We start from the raw sequence: 12,513 nt of genomic DNA, 5'->3' as shown, positions 1-12,513 counted from the left end.
GCTTGGAGCAATCTATTACGATTGCAGCAGACCTCCACAGCGTAGAAGGAAGGAGACGCAGGGTCTGGTCCTCCTTACTTTCGGGAAACTTCGCACCGATGACGGATAGCGTCATGGCGGATTCCTCAGCAATTCAATCAGCCGGCAACGTACGCCAGACCTCTGTTATCGCGCAGACCATTGCCTCTCGCGTGAGATCTTCACCGAACCAATAGGCCATTCGACGGGCCAAATTGTTATAGTCTTCCAGTGCATAGTCGGGTGTGATTGCTCTCAGACGCATCAGCGTAGCGCGCGCATCCGCGGTCTGGCCAGCCACAGCCTGTGCCGCTGCAAGCGTCACCAGATTGAGGCTGTATCCGGGGTTGCGTGCTTCGCCGGCCCTGTAGGCCTCGATCGCCCGCTCGATGCGGCCGAGCCTGACTTCGCAATGCCCGCGATAATGGGCCCAGACCGAGAATCGTGGATGATGCGGCGCGCGCTCTTCTGCGGTCTCGATCATCCGCAACCCTTCGTCTTCGCCGGTGAGCCAGCACTGTTGCCAACCGAGCACGGCAAGTGTGTGGGCGTTGTTGGGATCCAGGTCCAAAGCCGCTCGCAGATGGCGCACCGCGAGCCGGGCATTGCCCATCATCGTCGCGGTGATTCCCGCCGCCGCGAGGACCTCCGGATCGTGCGGCGAAAGCGCAAGTCCGGTGTCGATATGGCGCTTGGCGAGTGAGAACGTCTCGGTCGGTGCATCGCAGAACTTGCTTGTGACGTTCTGCGTGTGCTGAACCGCCAGCGCCGCATGAACGACACCGTCTTTGGGATCGATTTCCAGCGCCTGTTCCAGCAGGCCGACGATCTCATGCGCTGTCTCCCGATTGTAGTTGAGCCGTAGCGATTCAGCTCGCTGGACGAGTTCGTAGGCGTTGAGTTGAAACGGCCTGCGTTCCCGAAGCGCCGCTGCATGCGACAGGTGCAGAGCCGAAGATAGCGAGGTTGAAACGTCGAGTACGATCTTGTCCTGGACTGCGAAAAACTGGTCGAGCGGCGCGTCGATCCGCTGTGCCCAAAGCTGGGCGTCGTCGACCCCGTCCATCAGCGCGATGCGCAATTGGAAGTTCGCCCCCTGTCGCGCCAGTGAACCCGATACGAGGTAGCGCACGTTCAGCCGATTGGAGATGGCCGGCGCGCGATCCACCCCTTCGCGCACCGTCTGCGCTGAGCTGTAGGCCGCGACGCGCAGGCGCGGCACGCGCGAAAGAAGCATGGTCAGATCGCGAGTCAGCCCGTCGGTCAGGAAAACGTCGCCCTTTTCGATCGTTTGCTGGCGGAACGGCAGGACAGCGACCGCGAATTCGTCTTCGCGCAGGAGTACCTGATGCCTGCCTGCCTCGGGACGGATCGGCGCCAGCGGTGCCACCTCGGCAGTGAGCTTGTAGCCCCGCTTCCAAGCAGTCTCGATGTAGTTCCGGGTGCGCAGATCCTGCCGGAATATGCGGCGGAGGAGCGAGACTGCGCGAGTGAGGCTCTCATCGGCATAGGGGTTGAAGAACCACACATGCTCGATCAACTCGTCGCGCGAGACCGTTTCGCCGGCACGACCCGCAAGGAAGCACAACACATCCATGACCAGCGGCTCGACCGCGTGGCTCACCCCGGCACATTCCAGCCGGTTGCCGGAGGGGTCGACCGTGAACGCGCCGATACGAAAGCGGCTCGGAGGCACTCGCGAGACTCGCCGTGCATCCCCAGGCCTTCGGGTCGGATCGCTCGCCGGGTAGGTCATCTTGTCAAACGCACCTACATTCCTCCCAAAGAGAAATGAACAAGTCGGGCGAATATTGTGCCCGAACGTGTTGGCAAATCAAAGCTTCTCTACTCAAAGTTCACCGCCATCACCTTTTCATCAGGATTTATGGGTCGCCTGCTGCCAATAAAATCGCGTCGGCATGCCGTGGAGCGGCCGCGAAGCGAAATGAGGAAGGGGATTACCGGCATGAAATGGAAGCATCTTGCCCTATCTGCCGCCGCTGCGGTGTCTGCAATGGCAGTGTCAGCCCCGGCGATGGCGAAAATGGACCTCTACGAGGACTACGAATCCGGCCAGGAGGTCATTGAACTGACTACCGTGCAAGTCGATGACGGCCAGTTCGACACTTATCTGGAAGGCCTCAAGTCGACTTGGATCGCCAGCAACGAGGTCGCCAAGAAACTCGGGATGATCAAGGACTATCGCATCTACTGGAACCCGGCGCCGACAGATCACAGTTTCGATCTGGTGCTGGAGATCGTCTATCCTTCGGTGAAGGAATGGGCGGGAAGCAAGGCGGAATACATGAAGTTCCTCGATGCCTACGGCAAAGCCAACGTCGATCAGGGGGATGAAACCGTGCGCAAGCTTTACAACCAGATCCGTAAGATCACTGGCACCTATGTGATGCGCGAAGTGATTGTGCATTAACGTGCGCCGGTGAGGACAGCGGCGGCGGACTGTCCCTCCGTCACCGCTGTCCATTTTCATCTCGGGTAGAATGGATGATATGAGCGTAAGATGGGCAGGTTGACGAAAAGAGTTGGCCCCGAACGAGATCTTCCAGCCTGACCGGCCCTCAATAGGGAAATGGTCGCATTTGAATGCGACTCATTGGCAACCGGCCGCCGCGAATGTTTGTCGCGGGCGGGGGCGTGACAGCAAGCAAGTGACAGCTGTACTTCCGCCACACCCGAGGCCGTGAATGACGGCTGTTCGGGAGAGGCCTCACTTGCCTACAGCCTCGGCGAAGGCCCGGACATTTCCCTCCCAGTGCTCTACGTGTCGCCGATCGAAACACTTGGCGTTACAAAGTACGTTGGTATCGTAGGCGGCAGCGGCAGGCGAATCTGCACGCGGCGCAAAGGACGGTGCCCGGCTGCAAGTCAGGGATTCCGCGACGACGGCAGGGGATGAAGATGTCAGGAGAGCGCCTGAACGGCCGACTCGCATTCGGTGGAAACGTGAAGCGCACGCTTTGCGGATTGTGCCCGGCGAATTGCGGGATGCTCGTGGAAGTCGAGGATGGGCGCCCGGTCCGGTTCCACGGCGATCCCGACAACCCGGTGAATGCGGGGCGGCTGTGTCCCAAGGGCAGCGCCGTGATCGAGCTGTACGAGCACCCCGATCGGCTCAACCATGTCCTCAAGCGCGTCGGTGCGCGCGGTGAGGGCAAATGGGAGAAGATCGGCTGGGAACAGGCGATGGACGAGATCGCCGACAAGCTGGCCGACATCCGCGAGCGCGAAGGCCCGGAAGCACTAGCGACGCTGGGCGGGACGCAACATGCCCGGGACTGGGCGACATGGCGGTTCGTCACCGAATGGGGAACGCCGAACTTCATCAACAGCGGGCGCAATTGCGGCTCGGGCTCGATGATCACCGAATGCGCCATGTACGGCTGGGACACGGTGACGGCCTCGTTCACGCCCGGCGTGACCAAGTGCCTGATCATGTGGGGTGCCAATTACGCCGAAAGCAATCCCATGGGGTGGGGGCACCTGCGCAAGGCCGTGCAGAGCGGAGAGATGAAGCTGATCGTCATCGATCCGCGCCGCACGAAATCGGCGGACATTGCCACCCTGCACCTTGCGCCCCGACCGCGCACCGACGGGGCGCTGGCCCTCGGCATGATCCGCGCGATCATTGAGGAAGGGCTCCATGACAAGGACTTCGTGGAGAACTGGTGCACCGGGTTCGACGAGGTTCGCGAGATCGCGCGCGAATGGACGCCCGAGCGGACGAGTGAAATCACCGGCGTTCCGGCGGAGGCCATCGTCGAGGCCGCGCGCCTCTATGCCACCAGCGCGCCGGCGCGCCTGTCGTTCGGGGTCTCGACCAGCCAGATCGGCGAGGGGGCGGCACGCTCCGCGCTGCTCTGCCAGGCGATCCTGCGCGCGATAACCGGCAATCTCGATCTGCCCGGCGGGGAGACCCTGCAGGACGAGCCTTACGAGAACCTCGCCTACTGGGACCTGATCGACTTCACCCGGCTGATCGATCATCCCCGGCGCACGCGCGACAATGTGAATGCCCGCGATGTGCCGATCTCGTCGGTCGGGGGCTATGCCGCGTTCCGCAAGGCGATGGCGGCGGTTCAGCCGAACGGGCACTATGCGGCCCAGTACATGCTCTTCACCAGCCAGCCGCATCTCTACCGTGCGGTGCTGGAAGGCGATCCCTATCCGGTCCGTGCCATCATCGTCCAGAACGGTGAGCCGCTGGTGAATTACGGAGGATCGCGTCTGGCGCAGCAAGCGTTCTCCAGCGAGGAATTGGAACTGCTGGTGGTAATGGACCATTGGCTCACGCCCACCGCGCAGCTTGCGGACTATGTACTGCCGGCTACCGGCTCGCTCGAACGTCCCGAACTGTCGATGCGCTGGGGCTTTACGCGGATGTTCAGCACGGGGCAGCAGGTGGTCGATCCCCTGTTCGAGCGGCGTGACGACTATGATCTCTGGTCCGGACTTGGCAGGCGCCTGCTGGATCCGGCGCAATGGCCCGAAAAGGTCGAGGACATGCTCGACCGGTTCCTCGCGCCGAGCGGCAAGAGCTTTCGGGAATGGGCGGATGAAGGGGCCAGCACCTATCTGCCGCAGGACCGGCAGTTCCGGAAATACCGGAAGCATGGGTTTGCGACGGCCTCGGGCAAGGTAGAACTCATTCCCAGCCTGCTGGCGGACTTGGGCATCGACCCGCGACCGACCTATACCGGCCCCCCCTACGCCAGATCCGACGTCGACGACGAGGCGGCCTATCCGCTGCAGATGTTGACCGGCAGCCGCGTACTGGAATTCATGGGCTCGACCATGCGCCAGGCCAGGAAGATGAAGGCCCGTCATCCCGAGCCGCTCGTGGAGTTGCATCCCGAGACGGCGGCCGAACATGGCATCGCCGATGGCGACTGGGTGGAAATAGCCCGCCCCGAAGGAGCAATACGGCAACGCGCCTCGGTTACCGATGCCATCCGGCCAGGGACCGTCAATCTGGCCGGATACTGGTGGGATCCCGACCGCCGTCCTGATCGGGACCTGTCGGGCGTGTGGGAGGCGAACGCGAACGCCATCACCCCTTACGACACCGACCTGTCGAGCTTTGCCGGCGACCAGCCGCTGAGGGGATTGCGATGCAGCATCCGCCGGGTGAATGAGCCCGTTGGAATTGGGCAATCCGCCTGAACCCTGTTTTCGACAGTGATCCCGGCCGCAAAAGCGGCGGCAATGCAGATGGGCATGCCGACATCTGGCCGTTCAATCATGAGTCTGATCTGACGACGATCGGTCCGGTTTAGGAACGCGCGCAATATCGTCACATTGCGACGCGATGCGCCAGCTTATTAGAGCCAACTAATAATCTTGGACAGAAGTACGTTCCGCAGCGCAAAATGGGCGTAATTGGCTTTGGTTATGTGCGGAGAACTCAAAACATAAAATCAATTGACTTGATTTTTCGTGCGACTGGTGGATTCTAGAGTAATGAATTTGTTGAGTCGCGCCAGAATGCTGAAGCGGACCGTGCAAAATATAGGCGGTGTCTATCCTCGCACCTGCTCGGTCTGCGGTTTTAAGGGGTATTTCAGCGCTTTTGGAAATCCTCCGCGCTGGGATGCATTGTGCGTGAAGTGCGGAAGCCTGGAACGGCATCGGCAGTTCAAGCTGTTTCTTGATTCCCACCCCGAAGTGATCGGCGATACTCTAGTCCATTTTGCTCCGGAACCGGCCATGGCGGAGTTATTGCGCAGGACAGGCTGCAATTACCGGTCTGCAGACCTGTTCCAGCCTGCCGATTTGAAACTGAATCTGGAAAACCTCGATCTGCCCGATGAAAGCGTAGATACTTTTATTCTTTTTCACATACTCGAGCACGTGGACGACAAGGCTGCGCTTTCGGAACTGCGGCGATGTCTCAAGCCCGGCGGCCATGCCGTCATAATGATCCCGATTGTCGAGGGCTGGCAAACGACATACGAAAATCCCGAGGTTACCACTCCGCGGGAGCGCCTGCTCCATTTCGGGCAGGTCGATCATATCCGCTATTACGGACGGGATTTTCGCGAGCGCGTGCTGGCTGCCGGTTTCGCGCTCGACGAATATACCTGCGATGGCGAGCAGACTGTCCGCTTCAGCCTTTCTCCGGGACGCACGGTGTTCGTGGCCACCAAGCCGCAATAGGCCCAACGACAGGGCACAGGCGGTCTTGGGACTGGCTATGGCCGGTCGCGGATGGTCGGGGTCGGAGCTGCGCCGGTCGATTGCGTTGCTTCTGGCGTCGATCGCCGTTTTCATTCTAGATCGCACTCTTCCTGCCGCTGCCGCTTGGAGTGGCAATGAGGCGAGACTTTGAATGATGAACGCCGTGAGCCGCCAGACCATGCCCCGCACTGTCTGGGCACTCGGTTTTGTGAGCATGTTCATGGACGTCTCGTCGGAGATGATCCACTCGTTGTTGCCGCTGTATCTGACCGTGACACTCGGGGCCAGCGTCGCAGTGGTGGGAGTCATCGATGGCGTTGCCGAGGCAACAGCCTCGATCACCAAGGTCTTTTCGGGTTATCTTTCCGATGCGATCGGCCGGCGAAAGCCGATGTTGTTTCTGGGCTACGGAATGGCGACACTTTCCAAGCCGCTGTTTGCGCTGGCGGGAACGCCGACACTGGTCTTCACGGCACGTTTCATCGACCGGATCGGCAAGGGGCTGCGAGGCGCGCCGCGCGACGCCCTGATCGCCGATGCGACCCCGGAAGAGATCCGTGGGCGGGCCTATGGCCTGCGTCAGGCCATGGATACCGCCGGCGCCTTTGCCGGACCGCTCGCCGCGATCTTCCTCATGGCCGTTCTTGGCGACGACATGCGATCGGTGTTCTGGATCGCCGCCGTTCCGGGCGTGCTGGCCGTCCTTGTCGTCGTGTTCGGCGTGCGGGACAGGGAACCGCCGACTGCAAGAGAACCGGCCCCACCGCTCCGGATGCGCGAACTCGGGCGTTTCGGACGACCGTTCTGGATGGTCGTCGCGGTGGGCGTGGCTTTCACGATGGCTCGCTTCAGTGAAGCCTTTCTGGTGTTGAGGGCGACGTCACAGGGCTTGCCGATCACGCTGGCTCCCGCGGTCCTCGTGGTGATGAACCTGGTCTTTTCGCTCGGGGCGTACCCTGCCGGTGTTCTCGCGGACCAGAAGGGGCCGTTTGCCCCGCTTCTTGCCGGGATCGCCGCCATCCTCGCCGCCGACGTGGTCCTTGCGTACGGAGACGGACTGCCGTGGATGTTCGCAGGTATTGTGCTCTGGGGCGTGCACATGGCCTTCACACAGGGCCTGCTGGCGCAGCTGGTGGCCGCGACGGCTCCCGAGAACCTCAGGGGCACGGCGTTCGGTGCCTTCAATCTGGCCACCGGCGTGACCATGCTTCTTGCCAGTGCCCTGGCCGGGGTGTTGTGGGATCTGTTCGGCCCGGCTGCTACATTCATGGGCGGCGCGGTGTTCGCGGCCGGCGCTGCCTTGCTGCTGCTCATGGCCCGCAGGCAGGCCGGCCGATCTCCGGCGACGTGACCCGACGTGCGCTCCGGTCAGAACCAGAACCGGACGCCGGCCACGAAGTTGGTTACGCTGGGATCCTCTCCGGCGGCCTGCGCGTAGTCGGCGCTCTGGCCGACCCTCCATTCCTGGGCGATGCCGACATAGGGCGCGAATTCACGCCTGATCTGATAGCGCAGGCGAAGGCCCGCCTCGATGCGGTCGAGACCGGCGCCAACGCCGAGTTCGGGGATGTCCTGCGCCGCCAGGTTCAGTTCTGCCCGGGGTTGCAGGATCAGCCGCTGGGTGATGCGTTGGTCGAGCTCGGCCTCGATGCGGCCGGTCACGTCGCCCTTGTTCGAAACGAAGGCTGATGCGTCGACTTCGAACAGGTAGGGCGCAAGCCCCTGGATGCCGACGACGGCGTGCGTGCGCGAAGGCCCGACGAGATCCTGTCGCACGCCTGCCTGCACGTCCCACCACGGGCCGATTGCATGGCTCCACAGGGCCTGCACTTCGGCCGATTCCGGTTTCTCGCCAAAGCTGCCTTCGCCTTCGCTCTTGAGCCACAGCTTGTCGACATGGCCGCCGTAGACGGCCTGCACGTCCCACAGGTATCCGTCCTTGCCCTGCCGCGCGCGATATTCGGCGCGATCCGCCATGAACCAGAATACCGGCATGCCGCTGATTTCGCGCACGACCTCCTCGCGTGATGCCGCCATGACGTCTTCGCCGAGAAACTGGTCTGCGGCATGGAGCGGGCCGGAGAAGGCTTCGGGCGGGGGAGGCGCCTTGGGGATGCTGTCAGTCGATGGTGTGGCGGTTGCGCCATGCTGCATGGTCATGTCGTGGCCCATGCCGGAATGGTCCATGTCCGCATGCCCCATCGAACCATGCTGCATCGAGCCATGGTCCATCGGTTCATGCTCCATAGCGCCGTGGTTCATCATCCGATGATCCAATGTCACGGTATCTTCCCCCGGGGCTTGGGCTTTCGATTCTCCGTCGTCTTCCGGTTGATCGCTGGCCATGGGCATCGGATGAGACGGTCCATGGGCATCGTGCGTCGCATGATCCTGCGCGAAGGCGGGGCCGGCGAACAGCAGCGGGAGGGCAAGCAGATGTCTCATGCCTCGTCTCCTTCCTCCAGCGGGCGAACAGTGACGATCTGAAACATGCCCTGGTGCATGTGGTAGAAGAGGTGGCAGTGGAAGGCCCAGTCTCCCGGCGCATCGGCGGTGAGGTCGAACGTCGCGCTGCCGCCCGGCTGGACGTTGACCGTATGCTTGCGCGGCTGATGATCGCCGGGGGCCCCGTTCACCAGCTCGAAGAAGTGTCCGTGCAGATGAATGGGATGCACCATCATCGTGTCGTTGACGAGCTTGACGCGAACCCGCTCGTTGAAGGCGAAGCGTATGGGATCGTCGGTGACGGCAGAGAAGTTCTTGCCGTCGAACGACCACATGTAGCGTTCCATGTTGCCGGTCAGATGGATTTCCTTGAGGCGGGTCGGCGCGCGCGGATCGGGATTGGGCGAAGCCGCCACAAGCTGCCGGTAGGTGAGCACCCGGTGCCCGACATCGGAGAGGCCGATACCGGGATCGCCCATGCGGTCGACCGGATTGGCCGCTACCATGGCGACGCCGGGGCCGGCCTTCACGTCCGGTGGCAGCTTGGAGGTGTCGCGCATCGGCATGTCGGACATGTCCATCCCGTCGCCATGTGCCATGCTCTCGCCGTGGCCCATGCTTGCGCCATGGCCCGTGCCCTCCATGGAGCCGTGGTCCATCCCGGTCATCGCACCGCCGTTGGCCCCCGTGCCGCGTGCCATCGCCATGCCCATGTCCGCCATCGTCAGCAGAGGCGGCTTGCGCAACGCCGGGACCGGCGCGCGGGCGCCGGGGCGCGATGCCAGCATGGCCACGCCCATGCCCGAACGGTCGATGGATTCGGCCACGAACGCGAAGGCCCGGTCGTCCTGCGGCGAGATCAGCACGTCGTAGGTTTCGGCGACGCCGATCTGGAATTCGTCGGTCTCGACGGGCTGCACGTTCTGGCCGTCGGCAGCCACCACGGTCATCGGCAGGCCGGGGATGCGGATGTTGAAGAACGTCATTGCGCTGCCGTTGATGACGCGCAGGCGAATGCGTTCCCCCGGCGTGAACGGCAGTTCAAGCCCGTCGGCCGGCCCGTGACCGTTGATCAGGTAGGTGTAGGTCGAGCCGGTGACATCGGAAATGTCGGTCGGCATCATGCGCATCCTTGCCCACATCCGCCGCTGCTCTCCGCTGAGCGCGTAATCGTCCGTGGCGCTGGTCTGCTGATAATTGAAATAGTCGGGCTGCGTCCGAAGCTTCTTCATGATCGTCATCGGATGCATCGGCGACCAGTCCGACAGCATCAGCACGTATTCCCGGTCCCAGGTAAAGGGCTCGGGCTCGGCCGGGTCGATAACGAGCGGCCCATAATGCCCCATCGGCTCCTGCAGCGTATGCGCGTGCCACCAGTAGGTGCCCGATTGCCGGACCGGGAATTCGTAGCGGAACGTTTCGCCGGGCTTCACGGCGGCCATGGTGACACCCGGAACCCCGTCCATCAGGAAGGGCACCAGCAGGCCGTGCCAATGGATCGAGGTGTCTCCCGAGCTGTTGTTGACGAGATCGACGACGAGGTTCTGGCCTTCCTTGAGCCTTACCAGCGGGCCGGGCACCGTCCCGTTGACAGTGACCGCCGGGCCGTGGCGATTGCCCGTGCGGAAGGCGGCGTCGGCCACCGTCATCTTCAGGTGTTCGCCCGAAAGCACGTCGCTTCCGCGCCGGGCAAGCATGCCCTCGGGGCGGCCCATGGCCCAGGCCGGCATGGCATGGGCAAGGCCCAGGGCGCCCATGGAGGCGGTGCCGGCGACGAGGAACTTTCTTCGATCTAGTGAGGACATTGTGCATCCCTGAATTCGTTGTCTGCCGGGGTTACGAAATGACCGCGTGCTCCCCTCAGAAATTCTCGAACTTCTCGCGAAGGCGGCTTCGCGCCCGGTATATTCGCGTTTCGACCGCCTTTTCCGAGATGCCGAGAATCGCACCCGCCTCGGCCTGGCTGCGGCCGTCGAACGTGACGAGCACGAAGGGCTCCCTGAGGCGTCGCGGCAGTCGCGTGATTTCGCGCTGGACCAGAAGCAGCATCTGGCGGTCGGATAATCGACGGTCCTGGCCGGGGGCCGGATCGGCAATCATCTCCGCACTGTCATCCTCGCCCTGCCGGAAGAAGCGCCTAAGACTGCGGCCTCGCATGGCGTCGCGGCACTTGTTGATCGTGATCGTCGTCAGCCACGGCCCCATGGGCTTGTCGGAATCGAAGCGATGGAGCGAAAGCCATGCCGAAGCCATTGCGTTCTGCACGGCATCCTCCGCATCGGCCTCGCCGCCGAGCATTCGCGAGGCAAGGCGGATCAGCCGCGGGGCGTGGCCTGCCACGATCGCGTCGAACGCGCGGCGGTCTCCGCGCTTTGCCGCGGCGACCAGTTGCGCCTCATCCATGATCCCCTGTCGCGACACGGGCGCCTAGGTTTTCGGCTCGCTGGTGAGCGCCTCGTTGACTTCGCGATCGAAGGCCTTTTGCTGTCCGGGGGTGAGCAGGGCCCGCATGCGAAAGACATGCTGGACCGTAGCCTTCTGCAAGTCTCCCATGCGCAGGTGGACCTCGTCGATGGCCGCGGCAACCTTGGGGCCATAGCGATGTTCCTCGCCCATCGCCTGGGCGAGACCCGCGTTGGCGGAGCGCAGCGCCAGTTCCAGCTTGTTGTGCTCGATGGCAAAGTTGCGCTCGAGCTCGCCCAGGCTGGCTTGCTGTGCCTTCGTCAGGTCCAGTTCCTCGTGAACGAAGGCATGCATTCCCATGCGGGTGTCGGACGGTTCCATCCACCGGTTGGCGGCGACGGCGCCGAGGCCGCCTGCCGCCATGGCCAGGATCAACAGAATGGCGGCCAGGAAGGGGGTAATCTTCACGGCGAGACGTGCAGCAAGGCGGCCGGGGAAAGGTCGCTGCCGTCGGCGAGTGCCAGTCCGGCGCGAGCCGCATGGGCCGGGCTGTGCGTCGCCCCGATACCGGTGCCGAGGGCGACTGCCACCATGGCGAGACCGAGCACGGTCCTGCGGCGTTGATCGCGCGCCTCGCTCATCTGGCCTATGCGCTGCCAGACACGCTCGTGAAAGTCCTCTTCCGCGTCCATCGCGAGGGGGCGTTCAGCGAGGCCCTGAAGCCAACGGTCCAGATCTTGGTCGTTCATCGTTCGGTCTCCCCGATTGTTCTTCACGACTGCTATACGCATTGCACCTGCTCCCCCCTCGAAATTTTTTGAGGGCTGCCTGCAGCATGCACGTATACGGTATTGATCGGTCGCGAGACGTCATGGCGCCCACCGTTGCATCGATCTTTCCAGGACCGACGACGCATGGGCGTGGCCGGGGCATTACAAAGGAGAGGAATGATGAAGACCATCCTGCTTGCCTTCAGTGCACTTGCATTGACGGCAACCCCGGCACTTGCCGGCGACACCGATGGCGGCGCGGCCCCCGACGACGGCACCGTGCAGAATTGCGCGCGGATGGCCGATGGCACTGCGCAGTGTCCCACCACGAACTGTCCGATGGCGGGGACCGGAATGTCCGGAGCCGGCCAGATGGGGCAGGGCCAGATGAACCACGGGCAAATGGGGCAGGGGACCATGGCTCAAGGCCAAATGGCCCACGGGCAGATGGGCCAGGCGCCCATGGCCCACGGGCAGATGAACCACGGGCCGATGACCGGTCAGGGACACATGATGGGGCAGGGCCAGATGCACCAGGGCCAGATGGGCATGGCTGGTAATTGCCCGACCATGGGCCAGGGCACGATGAACGGTGCCGGTCACATGCATGGCCAGAACGCCACGACCGATCAGCCGCAGCAATAACCGCGCGGCGGCGGCAGGATCGACGCTTTTCGAAAAC

11 protein-coding genes are annotated in these 12,513 nt (G+C 63.1%); 5 read left to right on the top strand and 6 right to left on the bottom strand.

Features of this window, described 5'->3' with window-relative positions:
* Nucleotides 1–133: 133 nt before the first annotated feature.
* Nucleotides 134–1,714, bottom strand: a complete 1,581-nt coding sequence (locus tag LK12_RS12215; RefSeq protein ID WP_039284014.1) for a winged helix-turn-helix domain-containing protein — start codon at nt 1,712–1,714, stop codon at nt 134–136.
* Nucleotides 1,715–1,831: 117 nt separating this feature from the next.
* Between LK12_RS12215 and LK12_RS24650 the strand changes: the two genes are divergently transcribed.
* From LK12_RS24650 to LK12_RS12195, 4 genes are all read left to right on the top strand, one after another.
* Nucleotides 1,832–2,449 carry a hypothetical protein gene (locus LK12_RS24650; protein WP_156135467.1) on the top strand — a complete coding sequence of 206 codons (618 nt, stop codon included), beginning with the start codon at nt 1,832–1,834 and terminating at the stop codon, nt 2,447–2,449.
* Between the two features lie 488 nt (nt 2,450–2,937).
* Nucleotides 2,938–5,199: a molybdopterin-containing oxidoreductase family protein gene (locus LK12_RS12205; protein WP_052223426.1), complete on the top strand. Its 2,262-nt coding sequence runs from the start codon at nt 2,938–2,940 to the stop codon at nt 5,197–5,199.
* 321 nt (nt 5,200–5,520) lie between these two features.
* Nucleotides 5,521–6,192, top strand: a complete 672-nt coding sequence (locus LK12_RS12200; RefSeq protein WP_197063521.1) for a class I SAM-dependent methyltransferase — start codon at nt 5,521–5,523, stop codon at nt 6,190–6,192.
* Between the two features lie 172 nt (nt 6,193–6,364).
* A complete protein-coding gene (locus LK12_RS12195) occupies nt 6,365–7,564 on the top strand; it encodes an MFS transporter (RefSeq protein WP_156135465.1) in 1,200 nt (399 codons plus the stop codon).
* Between the two features lie 17 nt (nt 7,565–7,581).
* Here LK12_RS12195 and LK12_RS12190 read toward each other — a convergent pair whose 3' ends face one another.
* The 5 genes from LK12_RS12190 to LK12_RS12170 are packed head-to-tail and all read right to left on the bottom strand — an operon-like array spanning nt 7,582 to nt 11,810.
* Nucleotides 7,582–8,658 (bottom strand): copper resistance protein B, encoded by a 1,077-nt coding sequence (locus LK12_RS12190; RefSeq protein WP_039284011.1) that lies wholly within the window; start codon nt 8,656–8,658, stop codon nt 7,582–7,584.
* A complete protein-coding gene (locus LK12_RS12185) occupies nt 8,655–10,463 on the bottom strand; it encodes a copper resistance system multicopper oxidase (protein WP_039284008.1) in 1,809 nt (602 codons plus the stop codon). The genes LK12_RS12190 and LK12_RS12185 overlap by 4 nt, the downstream gene beginning before the upstream one ends.
* A gap of 55 nt (nt 10,464–10,518) precedes the next feature.
* Nucleotides 10,519–11,061, bottom strand: a complete 543-nt coding sequence (locus LK12_RS12180; protein ID WP_039284005.1) for an RNA polymerase sigma factor — start codon at nt 11,059–11,061, stop codon at nt 10,519–10,521.
* Nucleotides 11,062–11,085: 24 nt separating this feature from the next.
* Nucleotides 11,086–11,529, bottom strand: a complete 444-nt coding sequence (locus LK12_RS12175; RefSeq protein ID WP_039284002.1) for a periplasmic heavy metal sensor — start codon at nt 11,527–11,529, stop codon at nt 11,086–11,088.
* Nucleotides 11,526–11,810 (bottom strand): hypothetical protein, encoded by a 285-nt coding sequence (locus LK12_RS12170; protein ID WP_052223360.1) that lies wholly within the window; start codon nt 11,808–11,810, stop codon nt 11,526–11,528. Before LK12_RS12170 ends, LK12_RS12175 begins: the two co-directional genes overlap by 4 nt.
* 201 nt (nt 11,811–12,011) lie before the next feature.
* Between LK12_RS12170 and LK12_RS24940 the strand changes: the two genes are divergently transcribed.
* Nucleotides 12,012–12,476, top strand: coding sequence for a hypothetical protein (locus tag LK12_RS24940; RefSeq protein WP_197063520.1), 465 nt, complete (start codon nt 12,012–12,014; stop codon nt 12,474–12,476).
* Nucleotides 12,477–12,513 lie beyond the last annotated feature (37 nt).

The sequence above is a fragment of the Novosphingobium malaysiense genome, assembly GCF_000802225.1.
In the GTDB taxonomy this organism is placed as follows: domain Bacteria; phylum Pseudomonadota; class Alphaproteobacteria; order Sphingomonadales; family Sphingomonadaceae; genus Novosphingobium; species Novosphingobium malaysiense.
The sequence above is the reverse complement of the archived record's forward strand: the minus strand, read 5'-3'. Positions and strand labels throughout refer to the sequence as shown.

What these genes read in the sequence shown, in the direction of transcription:
- LK12_RS12205 (WP_052223426.1), top strand. Translation starts at nt 2,938, where the DNA reads ATGTCAGGAGAGCGCCTGAACGGCCGACTCGCATTCGGTGGAAACGTG.
- LK12_RS12200 (WP_197063521.1), top strand. Translation starts at nt 5,521, where the DNA reads ATGCTGAAGCGGACCGTGCAAAATATAGGCGGTGTCTATCCTCGCACC.
- LK12_RS12195 (WP_156135465.1), top strand. Translation starts at nt 6,365, where the DNA reads ATGATGAACGCCGTGAGCCGCCAGACCATGCCCCGCACTGTCTGGGCA.
- LK12_RS12190 (WP_039284011.1), bottom strand. Translation starts at nt 8,658, where the DNA reads ATGAGACATCTGCTTGCCCTCCCGCTGCTGTTCGCCGGCCCCGCCTTC.
- LK12_RS12185 (WP_039284008.1), bottom strand. Translation starts at nt 10,463, where the DNA reads ATGTCCTCACTAGATCGAAGAAAGTTCCTCGTCGCCGGCACCGCCTCC.
- LK12_RS12180 (WP_039284005.1), bottom strand. Translation starts at nt 11,061, where the DNA reads ATGGATGAGGCGCAACTGGTCGCCGCGGCAAAGCGCGGAGACCGCCGC.
- LK12_RS12170 (WP_052223360.1), bottom strand. Translation starts at nt 11,810, where the DNA reads ATGAACGACCAAGATCTGGACCGTTGGCTTCAGGGCCTCGCTGAACGC.
- LK12_RS24940 (WP_197063520.1), top strand. Translation starts at nt 12,012, where the DNA reads ATGAAGACCATCCTGCTTGCCTTCAGTGCACTTGCATTGACGGCAACC.